Origin of the sequence: Mycolicibacterium austroafricanum (assembly GCF_902705885.1) — a bacterium.
Lineage (GTDB): Bacteria > Actinomycetota > Actinomycetes > Mycobacteriales > Mycobacteriaceae > Mycobacterium > Mycobacterium vanbaalenii_A.
Map to the genome: position 1 here is coordinate 81569 of NZ_CACSIP010000004.1, position 21050 is coordinate 102618.

General features: G+C 66.7%; 20 protein-coding genes. 13 read left to right on the forward strand and 7 right to left on the reverse strand.

The genetic code is table 11. From position 1 onward, the window contains the following. The first annotated feature begins 8 nt into the window (after positions 1–8). From fabG to BEMPMBAN_RS04620, 5 genes are all read left to right on the forward strand, one after another. Complete coding sequence (gene fabG / locus BEMPMBAN_RS04600; RefSeq protein WP_234897289.1) at positions 9–749, forward strand: 3-oxoacyl-ACP reductase FabG; 741 nt, start codon at positions 9–11, stop codon at positions 747–749. Beyond that, positions 749–1963 carry an acetyl-CoA C-acetyltransferase gene (locus tag BEMPMBAN_RS04605; RefSeq protein WP_159229256.1) on the forward strand — a complete coding sequence of 405 codons (1215 nt, stop codon included), beginning with the start codon at positions 749–751 and terminating at the stop codon, positions 1961–1963. The genes fabG and BEMPMBAN_RS04605 overlap by 1 nt, the downstream gene beginning before the upstream one ends. 89 nt (positions 1964–2052) lie before the next feature. Continuing rightward, entirely contained in the window at positions 2053–3246 is a 1194-nt protein-coding gene (locus BEMPMBAN_RS04610; RefSeq protein ID WP_159229211.1) for an acyl-CoA dehydrogenase family protein, read from the forward strand. 4 nt (positions 3247–3250) lie between these two features. Beyond that, positions 3251–3919 carry a GntR family transcriptional regulator gene (locus BEMPMBAN_RS04615; protein ID WP_159229212.1) on the forward strand — a complete coding sequence of 223 codons (669 nt, stop codon included), beginning with the start codon at positions 3251–3253 and terminating at the stop codon, positions 3917–3919. Between the two features lie 62 nt (positions 3920–3981). Continuing rightward, positions 3982–5166 (forward strand): CaiB/BaiF CoA transferase family protein, encoded by a 1185-nt coding sequence (locus tag BEMPMBAN_RS04620; protein ID WP_159229213.1) that lies wholly within the window; start codon positions 3982–3984, stop codon positions 5164–5166. A 3-nt stretch (positions 5167–5169) separates the two neighbouring features. On the opposite strand, the gene BEMPMBAN_RS04625 is transcribed toward BEMPMBAN_RS04620, so the two are convergent. Genes BEMPMBAN_RS04625 through BEMPMBAN_RS04650 form a run of 6 tightly spaced genes read right to left on the reverse strand, consistent with a single transcriptional unit; the run spans position 5170 to position 12114 of the window. Next, the gene (locus BEMPMBAN_RS04625) at positions 5170–6681 is read right to left on the reverse strand and encodes a class I adenylate-forming enzyme family protein (RefSeq protein WP_159229214.1); all 1512 of its coding nucleotides are present in this window, start codon (positions 6679–6681) and stop codon (positions 5170–5172) included. Then, on the reverse strand, positions 6674–8251 hold the full coding sequence (locus tag BEMPMBAN_RS04630; RefSeq protein WP_159229215.1) for a class I adenylate-forming enzyme family protein: 1578 nt from the start codon (positions 8249–8251) through the stop codon (positions 6674–6676). Before BEMPMBAN_RS04630 ends, BEMPMBAN_RS04625 begins: the two co-directional genes overlap by 8 nt. A gap of 8 nt (positions 8252–8259) precedes the next feature. Continuing rightward, positions 8260–9705, reverse strand: a complete 1446-nt coding sequence (locus BEMPMBAN_RS04635) for a class I adenylate-forming enzyme family protein (RefSeq protein WP_159229216.1) — start codon at positions 9703–9705, stop codon at positions 8260–8262. Continuing rightward, positions 9705–10496, reverse strand: a complete 792-nt coding sequence (locus BEMPMBAN_RS04640; RefSeq protein WP_159229217.1) for an enoyl-CoA hydratase/isomerase family protein — start codon at positions 10494–10496, stop codon at positions 9705–9707. The genes BEMPMBAN_RS04635 and BEMPMBAN_RS04640 overlap by 1 nt, the downstream gene beginning before the upstream one ends. Further along, positions 10493–11293 (reverse strand): enoyl-CoA hydratase/isomerase family protein, encoded by an 801-nt coding sequence (locus tag BEMPMBAN_RS04645; RefSeq protein WP_159229218.1) that lies wholly within the window; start codon positions 11291–11293, stop codon positions 10493–10495. The genes BEMPMBAN_RS04640 and BEMPMBAN_RS04645 overlap by 4 nt, the downstream gene beginning before the upstream one ends. 14 nt (positions 11294–11307) lie before the next feature. After that, positions 11308–12114 carry an enoyl-CoA hydratase/isomerase family protein gene (locus BEMPMBAN_RS04650; protein ID WP_159229219.1) on the reverse strand — a complete coding sequence of 269 codons (807 nt, stop codon included), beginning with the start codon at positions 12112–12114 and terminating at the stop codon, positions 11308–11310. Between the two features lie 111 nt (positions 12115–12225). Here BEMPMBAN_RS04650 and BEMPMBAN_RS04655 point away from each other — a divergent pair, with 111 nt between their 5' ends. From BEMPMBAN_RS04655 to BEMPMBAN_RS04665, 3 genes are all read left to right on the forward strand, one after another. Beyond that, entirely contained in the window at positions 12226–13002 is a 777-nt protein-coding gene (locus tag BEMPMBAN_RS04655) for a FadR/GntR family transcriptional regulator (RefSeq protein ID WP_159229220.1), read from the forward strand. Between the two features lie 24 nt (positions 13003–13026). Then, entirely contained in the window at positions 13027–13911 is an 885-nt protein-coding gene (locus tag BEMPMBAN_RS04660; protein WP_159229221.1) for an enoyl-CoA hydratase/isomerase family protein, read from the forward strand. Positions 13912–13990: 79 nt separating this feature from the next. Beyond that, a complete protein-coding gene (locus BEMPMBAN_RS04665) occupies positions 13991–15166 on the forward strand; it encodes a thiolase family protein (RefSeq protein WP_159229222.1) in 1176 nt (391 codons plus the stop codon). A gap of 92 nt (positions 15167–15258) precedes the next feature. Here BEMPMBAN_RS04665 and BEMPMBAN_RS04670 read toward each other — a convergent pair whose 3' ends face one another. Then, positions 15259–16005 (reverse strand): TetR/AcrR family transcriptional regulator, encoded by a 747-nt coding sequence (locus tag BEMPMBAN_RS04670; RefSeq protein ID WP_159229223.1) that lies wholly within the window; start codon positions 16003–16005, stop codon positions 15259–15261. Between the two features lie 264 nt (positions 16006–16269). On the opposite strand from BEMPMBAN_RS04670, the gene BEMPMBAN_RS04675 reads away from it, so the two are divergent. The 5 genes from BEMPMBAN_RS04675 (at position 16270) to BEMPMBAN_RS04695 (ending at position 21049) form a co-directional block, all read left to right on the forward strand. Further along, positions 16270–17031, forward strand: a complete 762-nt coding sequence (locus BEMPMBAN_RS04675) for a crotonase/enoyl-CoA hydratase family protein (RefSeq protein WP_159229224.1) — start codon at positions 16270–16272, stop codon at positions 17029–17031. A 10-nt stretch (positions 17032–17041) separates the two neighbouring features. After that, entirely contained in the window at positions 17042–17839 is a 798-nt protein-coding gene (locus tag BEMPMBAN_RS04680) for an SDR family NAD(P)-dependent oxidoreductase (RefSeq protein ID WP_159229225.1), read from the forward strand. Between the two features lie 25 nt (positions 17840–17864). Further along, positions 17865–18872 carry a dihydrodipicolinate synthase family protein gene (locus BEMPMBAN_RS04685; RefSeq protein WP_159229226.1) on the forward strand — a complete coding sequence of 336 codons (1008 nt, stop codon included), beginning with the start codon at positions 17865–17867 and terminating at the stop codon, positions 18870–18872. A gap of 162 nt (positions 18873–19034) precedes the next feature. Continuing rightward, entirely contained in the window at positions 19035–19832 is a 798-nt protein-coding gene (locus BEMPMBAN_RS04690; RefSeq protein WP_234897290.1) for an enoyl-CoA hydratase, read from the forward strand. Next, positions 19829–21049 carry an amidohydrolase family protein gene (locus BEMPMBAN_RS04695; protein WP_159229228.1) on the forward strand — a complete coding sequence of 407 codons (1221 nt, stop codon included), beginning with the start codon at positions 19829–19831 and terminating at the stop codon, positions 21047–21049. The genes BEMPMBAN_RS04690 and BEMPMBAN_RS04695 overlap by 4 nt, the downstream gene beginning before the upstream one ends. The last annotated feature ends 1 nt before the right edge of the window (position 21050 follow it).

Below are 21050 nucleotides of genomic sequence, written 5' to 3' on the forward strand. Positions count from 1 at the left end.
GTGCACAGGTGTCATTGTTGACTGGTCAAACCGCTGTGGTCACCGGTGGTGCGCAGGGGCTTGGGTTTGCGATTGCGCAGCGCTTCATCGCCGAAGGCGCGCGGGTGGTGCTCGGTGACGTGAACCTCGAGGCGACCCAGGCCGCCGCCGCGCAACTGGGCGGCGATGACGTCGCCCGCGCGGTGCGCTGTGACGTGACGAGCGCCGAGCGGGTCGACGCGCTGGTGGCCGCCGCGGTGGACGGCTTCGGGGGCCTGGACATCATGGTCAACAACGCGGGCATCACCCGTGACGCGACCATGCGCAAGATGACCGAGGAGCAGTTCGATCAGGTGATCTCGGTGCACCTGAAAGGCACCTGGAACGGTCTGCGGTCGGCGGCGGCGGTGATGCGGGAGAACAAATGTGGTGCGATCGTCAACATGTCGTCGATCTCCGGGAAGGTCGGCATGGTCGGACAGACCAACTATTCGGCAGCCAAGGCCGGAATAGTCGGAATGACGAAGGCCGCCTCGAAAGAGCTCGCCTACCTCGGCGTGCGGGTGAATGCGATCCAGCCCGGACTCATCCGCTCAGCGATGACCGAGGCGATGCCGCAACACATTTGGGACTCCAAGGTCGCCGAGGTGCCGATGGGCCGCGCGGGCGAGCCCGACGAGGTCGCCAACGTGGCGCTCTTTCTGGCCTCGGGCCTGTCGTCGTACATGACCGGGACGGTCCTTGAGGTCACCGGGGGACGGCACTTGTGATCCGCGATGCCGTCATCTGTGAGCCGGTCCGCACCCCGATCGGCCGCTACAACGGGATGTTCAAGTCGCTGACCGCAGTCGACCTCGGCGTCGCCGCGCTGCAGGGCTTGCTCGAACGGACCGGCATCGCACCGGATTCGGTGCAGGACGTGATCGTCGGACACTGTTATCCGAGCATGGAGGCGCCGGCGATCGGGCGGGTGATCGCTCTGGATGCCGGGCTGCCGGTGACGGTCCCCGGCATGCAGATCGACCGACGCTGCGGGTCGGGCCTGCAGGCGGTGATCCAGGCCGGCATGCAGGTCGCCAGCGGCCACGACGATCTCGTGGTGGCCGGTGGCGCCGAATCGATGAGCAATGTGGTGTTCCATTCGACCGACATGCGCTGGGGTGGCGCTCGAGGCGGAGTGAAGGTGCACGACGCACTGGCGCGCGGCCGGGTCACCGCCGGCGGCCGGAACCACCCGGTTCCCGGCGGGATGCTCGAGACCGCGGAGAACCTGCGCAGCCAGTACTCGATTCCACGTGAAGAGCAGGATGAACTGGCTGTCCTGTCGCACCGCCGGGCGGTGGGGGCCCGCACGGATGGCCTTCTGGCCGAGACGATCATCCCGGTGACGGTGTCCTCGCGCGGCGGCGACACCGTCATCGACACCGACGAGCACCCCCGAGCCGACACCACGATGGAATCCCTGTCCAAGCTCAAACCGGTTCTGGGAAAGAACGATCCCGACGCCACTGTGACGGCGGGGAACTCCAGCGGACAGAACGACGCCGCGTCGATGTGCGTGGTGACCACTGTGGACAAGGCCGCCGACCTCGGGCTGCGACCACTGGTGCGGTTGGTGTCGTGGGGCGTGGCAGGAGTAGCGCCCGAGGTGATGGGCATCGGGCCGGTGCCCGCCACCGAGGTCGCCCTGCGTCGGGCCGATCTCACGCTGGCCGACATGGACCTGATCGAGCTCAACGAGGCCTTCGCCGCCCAGGCGTTGGCGTGCATGCGCGAGTGGAAGTTCGCCGCAGCGGATCTGGAGCGCACCAATGTGCACGGCTCGGGGATCTCCCTCGGACACCCGGTCGGCGCGACCGGCGGACGGATGCTGGCCACCCTGGCCCGCGAACTCGACCGCCGCGGCGCCAGGTTCGGCCTCGAGACGATGTGCATCGGCGGCGGGCAGGGGCTGGCGGCTGTGTTCGAAAGGGTTCGCCCATGACCAGCGAGAAGCGGAGCGGGTACGCCCATGACCAGCGAGAAGCGGAGCGGGTACGCCCATGACCAGCGAGAAGCGGAGCGGGATCGCCCATGACTAGACTCGCGCAGACACTCGGGCTCAGCGAGTTCCAGACCGAGATCGTCGCGACGGTACGACAATTCGTCGACAAGGAGGTCATCCCGACCGCGCAGGAGCTCGAGCACGCCGACACCTACCCACAGGCGATCGTCGACGCGATGCGGGAGATGGGTCTGTTCGGGCTGATGATCCCCGAGGAGTATGGCGGACTGGGGGAGTCGCTGCTCACCTATGCGTTGTGTGTCGAGGAGCTGGCTCGCGGCTGGATGAGTGTGTCGGGCGTGATCAACACGCACTTCATCGTGGCGTACATGATCCGTCAGCACGGCACCGACGCGCAGAAGCAGCACTACCTGCCGCGGATGGCGACCGGCGAGACCCGCGGCGCCTTCTCGATGTCAGAGCCCGAACTAGGTTCCGACGTCGCGGCGATCCGTACCAGGGCCAAGGACAACGGCGACGGCAGCTACACCATCGACGGCCAGAAGATGTGGTTGACCAACGGCGGCAGTTCGACGCTGGTGGCTGCGTTGGTCCGCACCGACGAGGGCGCCGACAAGCCGCACCGCAACCTGACCGCATTCCTGATCGAGAAGCCCACGGGGTTCGGTGAAGTCGCACCGGGCCTGAGCATCCCGGGCAAGCTCGACAAACTCGGCTACAAGGGCATCGACACCACCGAGCTGATCTTCGACGGCTACTGCGCCCGGGCCACCGACATCCTCGGTGAGGCGCCCGGACAGGGTTTCTTCCAGATGATGGACGGTGTCGAGGTCGGGCGAGTCAACGTCTCGGCTCGGGCGTGCGGAGTCGGCGTCCGGGCGTTCGAGTTGGCCGTCCGGTATGCCCAACAACGCAGCACTTTCGGTAAACCCATCGCCGAGCACCAGGCCATCGCATTCCAGTTGGCGGAGATGGCAACCAAAGTCGAGGCGGCGCACCTGATGATGGTCAACGCGGCGCGGCTGAAGGACTCCGGTGAGCGCAACGATGTGTCGGCCGGCATGGCGAAATACTTCGCCAGTGAAGTGTGCGCCGAGGTCACCCAGCAGAGCTTTCGGATCCACGGCGGTTACGGATACTCCAAGGAGTACGAGATCGAGCGACTGATGCGGGACGCACCGTTCCTGCTCATCGGGGAGGGGACCAGCGAGATCCAGAAGAACATCATCAGCAAGCGTTTGCTGGCGGACTACCGGGTCTGACGCGGTGAGCGCTCCCGACTTCTCCGCCCGGCCACAGCTCGCCGAGGATGTGGCGCGGATCGTCCGCGGACGGATCTTCGACGGAACCTACTCTGCCGGAACATATGTGCGCCTGGATCAGCTCGCCGCCGGGCTCGGAGTGAGCGTCACCCCGGTCCGTGAAGCGCTCTTCGAACTCAAGGCCGAGGGACTGCTCGACCAGCAGCCCCGGCGTGGCTTCGTGGTGTGTCCGGTGACCGTCCGGGACATCACCGACGTGTCGATCGTGCAAGCTCACATCGGTGGCGAGTTGGCGGCCAGGGCCGCGGCCAACATCAGCGACACGGCGTTGGATGAGCTGACAAAAATCCAGACCGAGTTGGAAGCCGCGTATTCCGCCGACGACGGCGAACGCGCGGTGCGCCTCAACCATGAATTCCACCGCGCGATCAACGTCGCTGCTGATTCACCCAAATTGGCGCAGTTGATGTCCCAGATCACCCGCTACGCGCCGGAGTCGGTGTTCCCGACCATCGACGGCTGGCCCGACAAATCCAACGGACACCACCGGCGCCTGCTCGACGCGCTGGCGCACCGTGACCAGGATCGCGCCCGCACAGCGATGTCCGAACACCTCGCGGCCGGGGCCGCGCCACTGATCGACCACCTGACCCGGCGCGGCGTGATCGACTGACCCGACCAAAGCCGCGTGGAATACTGTAAGGCTTACAGTCATTGTGTCTGCAAAGGTGGGTCATGGGCGTCCTCGACGGTTTGCGTGTGCTTGACTATGGCCGTTTCATCGCCGCGCCATGGTGTTCGGCGCTCCTGGCGGACATGGGTGCGGACGTGGTCCGGGTCGAGAAGCGGGAAGGCGGCGAGGATCGCTGGGTGCAGTCGGTCACCGAGGGCGGGGAGGGCGGGACGTTCCTGCAGTGCAACCGGAACAAGCGCTCCTTGACGCTGGACACGACCACCGATGCGGGCAAGGAGATCACCCGCAAGTTGGTGGCGCGAGCCGATATCGTCGTCGCGAACATGCCCGCGGCGGGGATGCGCGGCAGCGGTCTGGACTACCAGACGCTACGCGGCGTCAAGCCGGACATCATCCTGGCCTGTGCCACCGCCTACGGCGAAGGTGGTCCTTACAGCGATCGCATCGGTTTCGACGGTGCCGGACAGGTGATGTCGGGCGCCACCTATCGGCAGGGGCTACCGGACCAGCCGATCCGGACGGTGGTGCCCTACGCCGACTTCGGCACGGCGCTGACGATGACGATCGGGGTGATGATGGCGCTCTATCACCGGGACCGCACCGGCGAGGGACAGCAGGTCGAGGGAGCGCTACTGCCCACGGCGATGATGCTGTCGAACGCGTTCCTGATCGAACGCGACCTGCTCGGCACCGACAAGCCGCGGATGGGCAACCAGGGAACATCGGTGGCACCGTGTGACCTGTACCGGACCTCCGATGACGGCTGGGTGTTGCTTCAAGTCGCCGGACAGCCGATGTTCAAACGCTGGTGCCGGCTGGTCGGGCGGCCCGAGTTGTTCGACGACCCCCGGTTCGCCGACGACGATTCGCGCTGGGAGAACGGGGACACGCTCAACGACATCATGTCGCAGTGGTGCGCCGACAAGACCAAGGCTGAAGTGCTCGATCTCCTCGAGGCGGCGAAGATGCCTGCGGCCCCGATGCATTCAACCCAGGAGGTGCTCGACGACCCGCACGTCGCGGCGATGGGTTACCTGCAGCGGGTTCCGTTCCCGGGGGCGCCGCATGACGTGCCGATCATCCAGACCCCGTTTCGGCTGTCGGCGACGCCCGGCGTCATCCGCCGGCGGGCGCCACTCCTCGGTGAACACACCGACGAGATCCTCGACGAGATCGGTTACACCACCGCGGACATCGCCGGCCTCAAGGACCGTCAGGTGGTGTGAACCTCAGGTGTCTGCGAGCATCCCGCGCAGACCGATGACGTCGACCTTGCCGGTGGCCCCGCGCGGAACTTCGTCGTCACTGTCGAGCACCCGCCAGATCGTCGGCACCTTGAAGCTGCTCAGCACCGCCGTGGCCGCGGTCCGAAGTGCCTCCGCGGTGGTGGCTCTGCCGCACACCACTGCGGCGCCGACGCGGTCGCCCGAAGGACCGGGTACGTTCGTGACGAACGCAGCGGTCACCCCGTCGAGGCTGCACAGTGCCTGCGCCACCTCGCTGGGATAGACGGTGGCGCCGCTGACTTTGAACATGTCATCCGACCGCCCCTGGAAGAACAGGAATCCGGCATCGTCCAACCGGCCGAGATCACCTGTCGGATAATAGCCGTCGGGGGTGAACACGTCCTCTCTGCTGCGGCCGCACAGCCCGCGCAGGACATGGGGACCGCGAATCTGAATGACCCCCACGGTTCCTGCGGGCACCGGATCACCGGTCTCGACGTCGACGATGCGCACCTGCATTCCGTCGAAGGGCCGACCGCAGCTTCCCCAGGCCGCGACGGGCAGGTCCGTGTCGGCGGGGAAACCGCAGTAGGGTCCGAACGACTCGGTCATCCCCAAGAGTCTGGCCCGGGCGCCGGGCGGGGACTGTAGCTGCGCCGGGAGCAGGGCCTCGAGACTGCCCGGCCGCAGCGCCGTGAGGTCCGCGCCGACCTCGTCGAGGTGCCGTGCGAGTGCTGCAGCCTGGTCGGGCCACCCGCGGAACAACGTCACCCGCTCGGCCTCCAGCAGCCGCAGCGTCGAAACCGGCTCGGGGACAGGCTCGGTCACCAGAGTGGCTCCGGCGACCAGAGTCGACAGCAGGCCGCCGCCGAACCCCCCGACCCAGAACAACGGCATCGGCAGATACAGGCGGGTGTCGGCATCGATGCACCGCGCCGCCAGCCCCGCCCGCACCGCGCCGATCGCGCTGCGGTGGGAGTGCCGGACGCCCTTCGGGGGTCCGCTGCTGCCCGACGTGAACATGACCACCAGCGGGTCACTCGGCCGGACGCCTCGCGACTGTGAGTCGACGATCGACACCGCGTCCGGGTCGGCGGTGAGTACGTCGACCTGGGCCGGGGTACGGATCGACCTGAGCGCCGGCAGCCCGGCGATCTGCAGCGTGTCGAGGTAGCGGCGACCACGGAACTGCTCGACTGCAATGAGGTGCTGCACCGACGCGGTGCGCAACTGCGCCGTCAGTTCGCGCGGTGACAGCAGCGTGCTCAGCGGAACCAGAACGGCCCCGATCCTGAGGAGCGCAACAGCGATGCGCGCCCACTCCACACCATTGGCCATGATCAGCCCGACGCGTGAACCTTTGCCGATTCCCGCTTCGACGAATGAAGCGGCGAGCGCCCGGGTACCCCGATCGAGGTCGCGATAGGAGATCCGGCCGTCGGGATCGATGATCGCCGGCTTGTCACTGTGCCGAACGGCGTGCTCGCGCAACAGGCTGTCCACCGTGTCAGTCATCAAACAGCCGTTGCAGGCCGGGTACGTCGATCTTGCCGCTGGACAGCATCGGAAGATCGTCATGTCGCACCACGAGGAATCGTCGCGGAATCTTGAAGGCCGACAGTGAGGCCCGCAGCTGATGCCGCAGCGCCGAGTCGTCGAGTGCGAGTCCGGCATCGGTTGCCACCACCGCGGCCACGATCTGTCCACGCTCGGCGTCAGGAAGTCCCACGACATGTGCGGTGACGTCCGGATGGCTTGCCTTGAGCGTCTCGGTGAGCGCCTTCTCGACCTCCGCGGGCGCGACGTTGGCGCCGGACGTCTTGATCATCGATCCGGCTCGGCCGAGGAAGTAGTAGAACCCGTCGGCGTCGCGCCGGACGAGGTCGCCGGTGTGAAACCAGCCGTCGGGATCGAAGCACTCCTCGCGGCTGCGGCCGTAGTACCCCTGCATCATGTGCGGACCGCGGATGAGCAGTTCTCCGACGGTGCCGGCCTCCACATCACCGCCGGTGCGGAGGTCGATGATGCGGGCCTCGAATCCTGGTGCGAGGGCACCGTAGGAACCGCGCCGGGCCTCGGGTTGGTCGGTGTCGTCCCCGCTGAGGAGCAGCACGCTGCCGGCTTCGGTCATGCCGAGCATGTTGTGCCGCAGTTCGGGGTCGGCCGGACGGGTGTCGGGAGCCATGATCGGATAGAGGTTGCCGCGTCGGATGGACTGCAGGTCGCGGCCGGCGAAGCTCGGATGGCGGGTCAAGTGGGCGATCCCGGCGACGAATCCGTTGGTGAGCGTCGGCTTCTCGGCTTCGAGCAGGTCGAGTGTCTCGCTCGCGTCAGTGGCGTCCGAACAGATCAGGGTGGCCCCGGCGGTCAAGGTCGCGAGCAACCCGAAGGCGAACCCGCCGATCCAGAAGAACGGCGAGTTGCAGAACAACTTGTCGGCCAGGGTCAGTCGACGGATGTCGTTGAGGCTGTGCTGGTGAGCGAGCAGACCGGCGTGGGTGTGCACGACACCCTTGGGTGTGCCCGTCGACCCCGACGTGTAGATGATCGCGAGGACGTCATCGCCGTCGACATCGTCCTCCAGTCCGGACAGCACTTCGTCGTCGGCAGGTGTCGGTGCGGGGTAGGGGGCGTCTTCGGTGAAAACGATGTGGCGCAGCACAGGTGCCGCGGTGCTGTACAGCGGTCCGGGCCTGTCCGGCGGGACCGACAGGACTTCGCTGAGGCGGGTGACGTAGTCGTGGGACCGGTAGGAACGAGTCGCGAGCAGCACAGTGACGTCGCTGTCCACCAGTTGAGCGCCCAACTCCGTTGCGGTACTGAAGGTCGAGAACGGGACGGCCACCGCGCCGATCCTGGTTACGGCCAGCATCGCGACGACGAACCGCGCCCCATTGGGGTGCAGCACCCCGACATGGGTGCCCTTTCCGACTCCGAGGCCCACCAAGCGGCCGGCCAGCGACGCCGAGAGTCGTTCGGCATCGGCATAGCTGAGGCGTTCGGCATCACAGACCAGCAGCGCCTTGTCGCCGCGGTCGGCGTGCCGGCGGAGCACTTCGGCGATGGTCAGGGGCGCGCGGCTCATGTCGAGGCTCATGTCGATGTGAAGTGCGACCGCACGGCGGTCAGGTCTGGCTTCCCCGAAGGGGTGCGGGGGATTGATGCGGTGATCACGATGTCGGTGGGAATCTCGTAGCGCGCCAGCCGAGTGCCGAGGAAGCTGCGCAACTCGTCCGCCCCGACGGTCGTGCCGGTGCGTGGTTCGACCAGAGCGACCGGAGTCTCTCCGAGGCGGGGGTCCGGCCGTCCGACCACCGCTGCGCCCTGCACCGCGGGATGGCTTTCCAGCGCGGCACGCACATCGTCGGGCATCACCTTGAAACCGCCACGGATGATCGCCTGATCCGCTCGCCCGAGGATCCACAGGAAGCCGTCGGCGTCGATGCGAGCGATGTCGGTGGTGCGTAACCAGTCCGCCTGCGCTCCCAGCTGCGCCGGTTTGACCTCCAGCAGCCCGATTCCGTCGGGTCCCAACGGTGTGCCGGCGTCATCGACCACCCGCAGGGCCGCACCGGGGTTCGCCCTGCCCACGCTGCCGCGCTTGGACTGCCAGTACTCGCGATGGTCTGCCAGCGTCCAGCTGGCCACTCCGCCGCCGAACTCCGTTGCAGCGTAGGAGGTCAGGACCGGGATGCCGAACTTGTCGGTGAACGCATCGGCGTCGTCGGCCGACAACGGCGCGGTACCCGAGGTGACCACCTGAACCCCGGTCAGGTCCTCGCGGGTGAGATCGGAGTGCAGCACCATCCGCAGCGCGGCGGGCACCAGCGATACCGCGCGGGGGCGGTGGTCGCGCACGGCCTGGACCCACTGGTCGAGGGCGAAACGTCGGAGCAGGACGAACGAACGCGCCTCGGCGATGCACAGCAGCACCCGGAACACACCGCCGACGTGGACCAGCGGAGAGTTGACGATCGCGACTCCACGCCTGAGTTCGGTAGGTGCTGAGGACTTCTCGGGAGTGTCACCGATGACGCTGTGGGCCAGCATGTCGTAGGTGAGGTCAACGCGCTTGGGTGGGCCGGTGGTGCCGCTGGTCAGCATCCGAACCGCGATACCGGGACGTTCGGTGTGGTCGGAGGTGCCGCTTTCGGCGACGACAGCAGGGGTGTCGAGATCGCTGATCACCACCGTGGTCGCGGTCGTCCCCGGTGTCATCGCATCGAGGTCGGCCTCCAGCCCGATGAGCACCGGTAGCTGGAGAGCGTCGAGATCGGCTCTGGTGCGGTCGTCCCCGCGTGCCGGATTGACCACCACGACCGTACCGCCGGCACAGAGCACGCCGAGCAGGGCGGCGACGTGGGCGGGTTCGTTGCGCAGCAAGATTCCGACGCTGCGTCGGCCACTGACCTCCCCGATGCTGCGCGCCAGCGTCGCGACCTGCCCCCAGGTGGACCATCGGCCCTCGAATTGGATTGCCGGCGCTGCGGGGTCGAGGTCGAGAACCTGATCGATGCGCTGTGAGAGACGATGGCTCATCAACGTATCCGGGGTGGTTTCCTGGCGGTCCCGCCGTCGCCGAGCGCCGCCAACTCGGCTTTGGCGATCGGGTTGCCCAGCCGGGTGTAGATCAGCCCCTGGTCCATCGCTGCCCGGTACGGCTTGTCCAGTGACTCCCAGATGGCTTTGACGGTCCCCTGGGTCGCCGTCGGCGGTTTGGCGGCGATGGCCGTGGCGATCTGATGCGCACGCGGCCAGAGCTCCTCCTCGGCAGTCACTTCGGTCACCAACCCGATCCGCAGTGCGGTCTGCGCGCACACCCGTTCGTCGTTTCCCAGCAACGCCATGCGCAGCGTGTCGCCGAGTCCGACGCGGCGCATCAGGCCGATCGGTTCGAGCGCGGACACCAGACCCGCGCTGACGTGGGAGTCGAAGAACGTCGCACTGTCGGAGCAGATGACCACGTCGGACTCGTTGACGAAGTAGAGAGCCCCCGCCGTGCACATGCCCTGCACTGCGCATACCACCGGCTTCCACATCTTCTGCCACTTGGGGCTGAGCAGCTCCCCGGGGTCTTCGTGGTTCCAGACGATATCCGGTTGCGCATAGCGGGATTTCACGTCGAGTCCCGCACTGAACGCCCGGTCGCCCGCAGCCCGCAGCACCACCGCGTTGATCGCCTCATCGGTCTTGACGAGCTGCCAGATGTCGCGCATCTCGTGACACATCTTACGGTTGAACGAGTTCAGCGCCTCGGGCCGGTTCAGCGTGATGGTGGCGACGCGAGCGTCGTGGTCGAGGTCGATCAGGATGGTCTCGAACTCGTTCATCGGCACTGCCAGTTGGGTGTGCGCTTCTCCATGAAGGCCAGTGGCCCTTCCTGCGCGTCCTCGGTGCGGACCACCCGCTCCCGGAATGTCTCGGCCAGGATCTCACCTTCCAGCAGCGGCAGGTCGAGGGTCTTGTGGATGGCCAGCCGGGTTCCCCGGACCGCCAGCGGCGCATTGGAGTTGACAATGCCGGCGATCTCGTGGGCCCGCTCCAGAAGCTTGTCATGTTCGACGACCTCGGTGACCATGCCGAGCTCGTAGGCGCGTTCGGCACTCATCCGTTCGTGCTTGCCCATCAGCGCCATCCGCAGCGCCACCGTCCGGGGCAGGGCGCGGGCCAGGCGGACCATCTCGCGCGCCGCGACCAGGCCGATGCTCACGTGCGGATCGAAGAACGTGGCCCTGTCCGAAGCGATCACGATGTCACCGGTGGTGACCCAGTCCAGACCCGCGCCGCAACAGATCCCGTTGATCGCGGCGAGCACCGGTTTGGCCATCCGCCGGAACGGCGGTGTGCCCTCCTGCGGCGCCTCCCACTGGTCGTAGGTCGACAGGTAGGGACGTTCGTAGAGGACCTTGCCGTCCTCGGGAATCTCCGTGACGTCGGCACCGGTGCAGAACGCCCGCCCGGTTCCGGTGACGATCGTCAGCCAGATGTTGTCGTTGTTCTCGGCCTCGTCGTACGCGGCGCGCAGTTCGGTGATCATGTGAGGCGACAGCGCGTTGAGTGCGTGGGGGCGGTTCAGCGTGATGGTGGCGGTGTGGCCGTCGACGTCGTAGTCGATGTTGTCGTACACGTGCTTCCCTTCGTCTACCTGCCCTGGAATTCCGGATCGCGCCGCTCCCGGAATGCGGCCAGACCTTCTTTGAAATCTCCCGTGCGGCAGGATAATTCGAGACTCGACAGCTCGTGGTTCATCGACTGGCCGAGGGAGGCGTGCAGGCCGTAGTTGATCGCCTGCTTGGCCAGGCCGATCGCCACCGTCGGACCCGAGGCCAGCCGGGCCAACAGGTCATCGGTGGCGGTGTCGACATCGTCGGTCGCCACCGCCTGATGGATAAGCCCCCAGTCGGCGGCCTGGCCGCCGGAGACCTTCTCGCCGAGAAGCAGCATGCGTTTGGCCCGGGTCAGCCCGGCGAGTCGAGGCAGCAGCCAGGTCGCGCCGGAATCCGGACTGAATCCGCGGTCGACGAAGGGCTCCCACAACGTCGCGTCCGTTCCCGCCACCGTGAAGTCCGCGGCCAGCGCGAGGTTGCAGCCCAGTCCGACCGCCCACCCGCGCACACTGCACACCACCGGCAACTGGATCGTCGCGATGAGTTCCACCAGTCGGTTCGCGGTGTGCGGGATCCGCCGGGTGAGATCCCCGGTCCGCGGCCGACCACCGTCGCTGTTGGTGGCTACCCAGTCCGCGCCCGCGCAGAAGTCGCCACCGCCGCCCGCCAGGTGCACGGCGCGCAGTGAATCGTCGGTGGCGGCTGCGGTGAAGAGGGTGACCAGTTCGTCGACCATGGTGTGGCTCAGCGAGTTACGCCGACTCGGCCGATCCATGACGATCCTCAGGACGGCGCCGTTCCTGGTGTGCCGGACTGCACCTGCGTCCCCGTCGTCACCCATGCCGCCACCTCCCACCCGTCAGTTGCTCGGAAAGCTATACAGATAGCCATACAGTTGGCACTACGATTAGTATCCTGTACAACTTAGCAAGGAAAGGTCGTCGACGGAACAGTGACAGCGCCGCGCATCAGGCCGCCACGGGTCGCAGAACTGGTGGCGTCCAGGCTGCGCGAAGACATCCTGACCGGGCGGCTGAAAGAAGGCGACGTGCTGCCCTCCCAGGAGAGCCTGTTCGCCGAGTTCGGCGTGAGTCCGCCCGCAGTGCGCGAGGCGATTCACATCCTGGAGTCCGATGGGCTGATCTCGGTGCGCCGCGGAAACGTCGGTGGCGCCGTCGTGCATCTGCCCTCGGCGGAACGGACCGCGCACATGATCAGCATGGTGCTGCAGACCCGCTCCGCCACCCCGGGCGACGTCAGCGAGGCGTTGTTACATCTGGAGCCGATCTGTGCCGGGATGTGCGCTGCCCGAGAAGATCGCGCGGTCGAAGTCGTTCCGTATCTGCGGGCCGCGATCGACGCCCAGGTCGAGCAGTTCGACACCCCGTCGCGTTACGTGCCCAATGCCCGCAGGTTCCACGAGGCGCTCGTCTCCCGGTGTGGAAACGAGCCGATGATCCTGCTGATCGGCTCCCTGGAGGTGATCTGGTCGGCCCACGAATCATCGGTGTGGAGCGACGAACGCCATCCCGGCGACCCGATGGAGCCGAAAACGATGCGGGCGGCGCTTCGCGACCACAACCGACTCCTCGAGGCCATCGCCGAGGGCAACGCGGTGCGCGCGGTGCGGTTGGCGCAGGACCATCTGGGCGCCGCGCGGCGCAACACCCTGGCCGCGGGCAGATCCAAGACCATCGAGGCCAAGCTCATCTCGAGCCACGACCGCTGACGAACCGACCGACAGGATCAGACCATGACCACCACTGCTGATGACCGGGTGCTGTTCGACGCGGACCGGGACCAGCGCATCGCGACCATCACCTTGAACAACCCGGCGCAGCGCAACTCCTATGACGCCGCCATGCGCGAACAGCTGGCGCGTTACCTCGATCTGGTCGCCGAAGACGACGACCTCACGGTCGTGCTGTTGCGCGGGGCCGAAGGGGTGTTCAGTACCGGAGCCGACATGAACAACGCTTACGGCTGGTATGGCGGCTCTGGCGACAAATCCGACAACCCCGCCAAGAGCCGTCCGAGCCAGCGCCGGCGGTTGACGGTGGACCGAAAGTCGTTCGGTTTTTATCACAACCTGATGGGCTTCCCGAAGGTCACCGTCGGTGAGATCGACGGCTACGCCCTGGGCGGAGGCTTCGAGATGGCGCTGATGACCGACATCTCGGTCATCGGACGCACCACCCGGATCGGAATGCCCGCAACCCGGTTCCTTGGACCCGCCCTCGGGAGCCTGCACATGTTCTTCCACCGGTTGGGTCCCGTGCTGGCCCGGCGCATGCTGCTCACCGGCGACATCATCGAGGCCGGTGAAATCGAGCACCTCGGGATCTTCACCGACACCTGCGACGCCGGATCGGTCTCGGCTCGGGCCCGCTACTGGGCCGAGAAGGCCGCGAAAATGCCTGCCGACGGCGTCGTCATCGCCAAGGAGGCGTTCCGCCTCGTCGAACAGAGCCAGGCCTATCAGGGGGAGGAGGTCGCGAGCTACCTCTTCCACGCCTACGGGACGAACCTGCAGTTCGCGCCCGGTGAGTTCAACTTCGTCAAGACCCGCGCGCAGCACGGCACCAAGGAGGCGTTCCGGCTGCGCGACGAGCATTTTCACGTACCCGAGCCGGAGTGACCCGCCTCACCTACTGCCAGCGCTACACTATCTGCTACTTTTGTAAAGTTCGCTCACGCTGAAATCGAGGTCGAGAAGTATGCCAACACCCGTCATCGTCAGTGCCGCACGAACGGCTATCGGCCGGTCGTTCAAGGGCACCCTGGTCAACACGCCGCCGGAGACCCTGATCACCACCGTTCTGCCCGAGGTGGTCCGGCGCTCCGGAGTCGACCCCGCCGATATCGACGACATCATCTTCGCCGAATCCCACTACGGCGGTGGCGATCTGGCACGCTATGCCGCCGACGCCACAGGGCTTCAGCATGTTCCCGGCCAGTCGGTCAACCGGCATTGCGCCGGCAGCCTCACCGCCATCGGCAACGCGTCGGCGCAGATCGGCTCCGGTATGGAGCGGGTCCTGATCGCCGGCGGGGTGCAATCGCTGTCGATGACCCCGCTGACGAACTGGCGCATCCCCGGCCCCGAGCTGAAGTTCGAGGAGCGGTGGATGCCACCCACGCACGTCGAGACGCCCGATGCGCCGGCCAAGGACATGTCCATCACGGTCGGGTGGAACACTGCGCAGGCCGCGGGCATCACGCGCGAGGAGATGGACTCCTGGGCCGCACGGTCGCACCAACGTGCCGTCGACGCCATCGATGCCGGCAAGTTCGTCGACGAGATCATCGCGTTGAAGGTCGAGATGCCGGACGGGTCGGTCATCGACTTCAGCGTCGACGAGTCCCCGCGCCGCGACACCACGCTGGACAAGCTGGCCGGGCTGAAGGTGCTGCACCCCGAGATCGAAGGGTTCTCGATCACGGCGGGCAACGCCAGCGGGACCAACGACGCTGCGGCGGGCGTCGCACTCGTCGAGCGGGACTACGCCTCGGTCAACGGGCTCAGCGTGATGGCTACCGTCAGAGCCTGGGGCGCGGCGGGCGTGCCGCCGCGTGACACCGGGCTGGGCGCGGTCAAGGTCATCGGCAAGGTGCTCGACCGTGCCGGACTCAAGCCATCGGACGTGGCGCTGTGGGAGATCAACGAGGCGTTCGCCTCGGTGCCCATCGCCGCGTGCCGCGAGTACGGGATCGACGAGGAGCTGGTGAACTTCTCCGGCAGCGGCTGCAGCCTCGGGCATCCGATCGCCGCCTCCGGAGCCCGGATGGTGACGACCCTGGTCTACGAGCTGCAGCGCCGCGGCGGCGGCATCGGCGTGGCCGCGATGTGTGCCGGCGGCGGGCAGGGCGGCGCCGTCATCATCGAGGTCTAGGCTTCCGCCGGAACGCCCACCCATCGCGCCGTTCCGGCGTGGCGTGGTTCCGGCGTGGCGTGGTTCCGGTGCGGCGTGGTGCGGCGTGGAAGTCAGCGTTTGCGGGCAGGTGTCTTCGCGGCCTTGCGCGCCGGCTTGCTGTTCTGCTCGATGAGCCGACCCGCATGGTCGAGGATGCACTCGAGGCCGAACTCGAAGTTGCGGTCGTCGGCCGCGCTCAGATGATGGCCCTGCTGGGTGACCGCAGCCAGCAACGGGGCGGTCTCCGGGTCGATCGCCATCGTCTCGTCGATATCGCCGTGGGCCTCTTCGCCGGACAGGTTCTTGTCACGAAGTCGCTTCAACACCACCGACCCGCGGACGTGCACCGACATCGCCGAGTAGGTGTCGAAGGCATCCTCGGGGGACAGCCCGGCCTCGACCAGGCTGCTGATCGCCTTCTCCACCTCCTGGACCCCTATCTTGGCCGCGCGTGGGCTCAGCGCCGACCGGATCAGGATCAGGTCAGCGAGAATCGGGTTGCCCAGGAAGGTCTTCCGCATCGACCGGGCGTGATTGCGCAGCGTCTCCCGCCAGTCCTTGGCCTCCACGTACGGCGTGGCGAAGACGTACTGCCGCAGCGCGCGGTCGGTCATCGCGTTGAGCAGGTCGTCCTTCTTGCGGAAGTACCAGTAGATGCTCGTGACTCCGACGCCCAGGTGCTTGCCCAGCAGCGGCATGCTGAGGTTGTCGATCGACACCTGCTCGGCGAGCTCGAACGCTCCGCTGATGATGTCGTCGGGATTGATGGACCCGCGTTCGCGTCGTTGACGCTTCTCCGCGGTCGCCTGCTTCGCCACTCGGGCACCTCCATCGTTCGACGCTGCGTCCTGCAGCTCCGGGAGCCGGGTTGGTGTTCGGGATCTCACCGGCAGCGGGTAGTCTGAACTGCGCCTTTGCAGTCCTGTCGCGGCACAGCCGTGAACGCGACCTTACCGTCCGGCGGCCGGTAGACAGCGACCGCCGTGCTTCCACTCTTTTACTGTAAGGCCTATAGTAAGCTTTTCCAGCAGCATCCGGCGACATCTGGCCAATGGTGTTGGGCGGCAGGCGAAAGGGGCACTGTGTCAGACGAGGTTCTCACCGAACGCCGCGGACGCGTTCTGGTCATCACCATCAACCGGCCGGAGGCGCGCAACGCGTTCAACCTCGCCGTGGCGCAGGGTTTGGCCGATGCGATGGACGAGCTCGACGACACCAACGAGCTCTCGGTGGCGATCGTGACCGGCGCCGGCGGCACCTTCTGCGCGGGCATGGACCTCAAGGCCTTCATGGCCGGCGAGGTGCCCGCCATCCCCGGTCGTGGCATCGGCTTCACCGAACGTCCGCCGCGCAAGCCCGTGATCGCCGCCGTCGAGGGCTACGCGTTGGCCGGTGGGACCGAGATCGTTTTGGCCACCGATCTGGTGGTTGCGGCCAAGAACGCCAAGTTCGGCATCCCGGAGGTCAAGCGTGGGCTGGTGGCGGCCGGCGGCGGCCTACTCCGGCTGCCGCATCGCATTCCGTACCAGAAGGCGCTCGAGCTGGCGTTGACGGGCGACAACTTCACCGCCGAGGAAGCTTCGCAGTGGGGCTTCGTCAACGTGCTGACCGAGCCCGGCGAGGCCCTGGCCGGAGCGATGGCGCTGGCCGAGCGGATCACGGCGAACGGTCCGCTGGCGGTGGCGGTCACCAAGCAGATCATCGCCCAGTCGACGGACTGGAGCGAGGCCGAGATGTGGGAGAAGCAGAGCGAATTGATCATGCCGGTGTTCTCCTCCAAGGACGCGATGGAGGGCGCGACGGCGTTCGCCGAGAAACGCGCGCCGAACTGGACGGGAACCTGAAGGCACCCGCATGGACCTCGGGTTCGCGAACGCGACCGCCGTCGTCGTCGGTGGTGGCCGCGGTATGGGCCTGGCCACCGCGCGTTGCCTGGCCGAGGACGGCGCACGGGTGGCGCTGGTCGGCCGAACGCAGACGGTACTGGATCAGGCCGCCGAGGAACTGAGGCGTCTGGGCAGCCCCGATGCCGTGGGCGTGGTCGCCGACGTCGCGGACGGCGACCGGCTGGCGCAGGTGTTCGCCGAGTTGGGGAAGCGTTGGGACGGTCAACTCAACGCCCTGATCAACACCGTGGGCCCCAGCGCCGCCGGCTCCTTCGAGGAGCTGACCGACGACCAGTGGCGGGCGGCCGTCGAAGACGGCGCGATGGGCATGGTTCGGTGCGTGCGCGCGGCGCTCCCGCTGTTGCGCAACGCGGAATGGGCACGGATCGTCAACTTCTCCGCGCATTCCACCCAGCGTCAGAGCACCCGGCTGGCGGCCTACACGGCGGCCAAGGCGATGGTGAACAGCATCTCGAAGAACCTGTCCCTGCAGTTGGCCCCCGACGAGATTCTGGTGAATGTCGTCTCGCCCGGCAGCATCTCGTCGGAGGCGCTCCTGGGGTGGGCCGAGTCGGTGGGCGTCGACGGCACCGATCCGTACCGCTTGATGGAGGCCATCGACGAGCACTTCGGGCATCCGGCGCATCTGCCCCGTGCCGGCCTGGTGGACGAGATCGGGCCCGTCGCAGCGTTCCTGGCATCCCGGCGCAACTCCTACATGACCGGTGCGAACATCAACGTCGACGGCGGTAGCGACTTCACCTGAGCGGCATCACCCGAGGGAGCGGCAGATGGCAACGGCCAAAGAGGCGCGCGAGTGGGCGCGTGCGGCGATCCGCGGGATCGGCGACTCGCTGTACACCCCGTTCGCCGGTGACGCAGGTGACGACATCGACTGGGACGCGTACCGCACGCTGGTGCGGTACTGCGTCGGTGACCTCGGCCACCAAATGCTCTGGTGCGTCAGCGGTCTCGCCGAGTTCTGGGCGCTGACGATCGACGAGCGCAAGCGGTTGCTCGAAGTGGCGATCGAGGAGGCGCGCGCGATCAATCCGGACGTCGTCATCCAGGCCTGTACCTCGGCGACGGCGGCCAAGGACTGTCTGGAACTCACCCGGCACGCGCAGGAGTCCGGCGCCGACATCGTCTATATCCAGACGCCGATGATGGAATGCCACGGTGGCGAGGGTGTGCTGAACTTCTTCCGCTACATCGCCGATCGCACCGACATCGCCCTGGGCATGTTCAACTCACCGTCATCGGGCTATGTGCTCACCGCCGAGGAGAGCGCGCGGATCGCCACCGAGATCCCCGCCGTGTGCGCCACCAAGGAAGGGGCGTTCCGGCCCGCGAACAGTCGGCGACTCCACGAACTCGCACCCGATCTGTTGATCTGGGAATGTGACACCACGGTCTACCGGGCCGGGTGGCTGCGCGACGGCATCGTCTGCGCCGCTCAGTTGGGCACCGCGGGGTACCTGCTCGAGACACCGAAGCGGCGACTGTTCACCGAATACTGGACACTGATCTGGGACGGCAAGCTGATCGAGGCGATGGACTACGCGCGCACCACGGGCATGGATCAGTTCGAGCTCGATCGGGGTGGCTGGTACACGTCTCACCCTGGGCGTCCGGACTATTTCACGCATTGGGGATCTGCGTTCAAGTACGCCGCCTCGGTGCTCGGGCTGCCCGTCGGCTCTCACCCGGAATCGCGTCCACCGCAAGGGATTCTGCCCGAAGCGGCCAAGACCCAGATCCGCACCGCCTACCAACGGCTCGGGTTGGTCGACGTCTGATACCCGCTGGGCCTCGCCGCCTTGCAGAAGGCACTACCGATAGGTGTACAGTATGTGCATACATCCAGTTGGAACCGCTTTCGAGGGAGCCGATCGGGCGATGAGGTCACAGTGACCGTCTCGAACACGAAGTCTGTTGCCGAATCCCACGTTGAGAGCCCCGTGCTCTTCGAACTCCGGGACAGCGGCGTCGCTGTGGTGACTCTGAACCGTCCCGAGCGGATGAACGCGTGGGGCGGAGGGCTGCCCGCCGCGTTCTACCAGTGCATCGACCGCGCCGACGCCGATCCCGACGTCCGGGTCATCGTGCTCACCGGCAACGGTCGGGCGTTCTGCGCCGGCGCCGACATGGGCGATCTCGACACCATCAGCGGTGCCGGCGACGCCGCCGGGGACACCGACGTGACGAAGCTGGTCGGCGAACGTCACCCCCACTTCGTGACCGCCCTGCGCAAGCCGATCGTCGCGGCCATCAACGGAGCGTGCGCGGGAATCGGCCTCACCCAGGCGTTGATGTGCGACGTCAGGTTCGCCGCCGAGGGCGCCAAGTTCACCACCGCATTCTCCCGGCGTGGCCTGATCGCCGAATACGGCATCTCCTGGATCCTGCCGCGGGTGGTCGGGTGGGGTGAATCGCTCGACCTGCTGCTGACCGCGCGCACGTTCTATGCCGACGAGGCCAAAGAGCTCGGCATCGTCAAGGAGGTCGTTGCGCCCGAGGAGCTGATGCCGCGCGTGTTGGCCTACGCCGAGGACATGGCCGCACACTGTGCACCCAGTGCCATGGCGGTCATCAAACGGCAGATCTACGGCGACGCATTGCGAAACATCCACGAGACCAGCGCCGCGGCGGAGAAACTGATGCACGAGTCGATGCTGCGGCTCGACTTCATCGAAGGCATCACCGCCTTCTTCGAGAAGAGACAGCCCAGCTTCCCGCCGCTCAAGGAGGACCGATGACGAACGTGACACCGTTGGACTATCGGGCGATCGACGTCGACAACCATTACTACGAGACCATCGACTCGTGCACCCGTCACCTGCCCAAGGAGTTCAAGCGCCGCGGCGTGCAGATGCTCACCGAGGGCAAGCGAACCTTCGCGGTGATGGGCGGCGTGGTCAACCACTTCATCCCGAATCCGACGTTTGATCCGATCATCGAGCCGGGCTGTCTGGACCTGCTGTTCCGCGGGGAGATCCCCGAGGGCGTGGACCCGGCATCGCTGATGAAGGTCGACCGGTTGCCCGAACATCCCGAGTACCAGAACCGGGACGCCCGGGTGAATGTCCTGGACAAGCAGAACCTGGAGACGGTGTTCATGCTGCCGACGTTCGCCTGCGGTGTGGAGGAAGCCCTCAAACACGACATCGACGCGACCATGGCGACGGTGCACGCATTCAACCTGTGGCTGGACGAGGACTGGGGCTTCGACCGGCCCGACCATCGAATCCTGTCGGCGCCGATCATCTCGCTGGCAGACCCACAGAAAGCGATCGAAGAGGTCGAGTTCGTCCTGGGGCGTGGGGCCAAGATCGTGTGCGTGCGGCCGGCCCCGGTGCCGGGGCTGGTGAAGCCGCGTTCGTTGGGCGATCCGGTGCACGATCCGGTGTGGGCGCGGTTGGCCGAGGCCGGGGTCCCGGTGGTGTTCCATCTCTCCGACAGCGGTTATCTGGCGATCGCGGCCTTGTGGGGCGGAAAGGCCACGTTCGAGGGATTCGGCAAGAAAGATCCGCTCGAACAGGTCCTGCTCGATGACCGCGCGATCCACGACTCGATGGCGTCGATGATCGTGCACCAGGTGTTCACCCGGCATCCCAACCTGAAAGTCGCCAGCATCGAAAACGGGTCGTACTTCGTCTACCGGTTGATCAAGCGGTTGAAGAAGTCCGCCAACAACGCGCCGTACCACTACAAAGAGGATCCGGTGGAGCAGCTGCGCAACAACGTCTGGATCGCCCCCTATTACGAAGACGACGTCAAGCTGCTCGCCGAGACCATCGGGGTGGACAAGATCCTGTTCGGTTCGGACTGGCCACACGGCGAGGGCCTGGCTGACCCGATGGCGTTCACCGCCGACATTCCCCAGTTCCCCGAGTTCAGCGCAGAGGACACTCGGAAGGTGATGCGCGACAACGCGCTCACACTGCTCGGTGTGAACGTCGCGGCGTCGGCCTAGG

Coding starts and splice junctions, on each gene's coding strand:
- BEMPMBAN_RS04695 (WP_159229228.1), top strand. CDS start 19,829: ATGACGAACGTGACACCGTTGGACTATCGGGCGATCGACGTCGACAAC.
- BEMPMBAN_RS04630 (WP_159229215.1), bottom strand. CDS start 8,251: ATGAGCCGCGCGCCCCTGACCATCGCCGAAGTGCTCCGCCGGCACGCC.
- BEMPMBAN_RS04650 (WP_159229219.1), bottom strand. CDS start 12,114: ATGGGTGACGACGGGGACGCAGGTGCAGTCCGGCACACCAGGAACGGC.
- BEMPMBAN_RS04610 (WP_159229211.1), top strand. CDS start 2,053: ATGACTAGACTCGCGCAGACACTCGGGCTCAGCGAGTTCCAGACCGAG.
- BEMPMBAN_RS04665 (WP_159229222.1), top strand. CDS start 13,991: ATGCCAACACCCGTCATCGTCAGTGCCGCACGAACGGCTATCGGCCGG.
- BEMPMBAN_RS04640 (WP_159229217.1), bottom strand. CDS start 10,496: ATGAACGAGTTCGAGACCATCCTGATCGACCTCGACCACGACGCTCGC.
- BEMPMBAN_RS04660 (WP_159229221.1), top strand. CDS start 13,027: ATGACCACCACTGCTGATGACCGGGTGCTGTTCGACGCGGACCGGGAC.
- BEMPMBAN_RS04625 (WP_159229214.1), bottom strand. CDS start 6,681: ATGACTGACACGGTGGACAGCCTGTTGCGCGAGCACGCCGTTCGGCAC.
- BEMPMBAN_RS04685 (WP_159229226.1), top strand. CDS start 17,865: ATGGCAACGGCCAAAGAGGCGCGCGAGTGGGCGCGTGCGGCGATCCGC.
- BEMPMBAN_RS04620 (WP_159229213.1), top strand. CDS start 3,982: ATGGGCGTCCTCGACGGTTTGCGTGTGCTTGACTATGGCCGTTTCATC.
- BEMPMBAN_RS04680 (WP_159229225.1), top strand. CDS start 17,042: ATGGACCTCGGGTTCGCGAACGCGACCGCCGTCGTCGTCGGTGGTGGC.
- BEMPMBAN_RS04635 (WP_159229216.1), bottom strand. CDS start 9,705: ATGAGCCATCGTCTCTCACAGCGCATCGATCAGGTTCTCGACCTCGAC.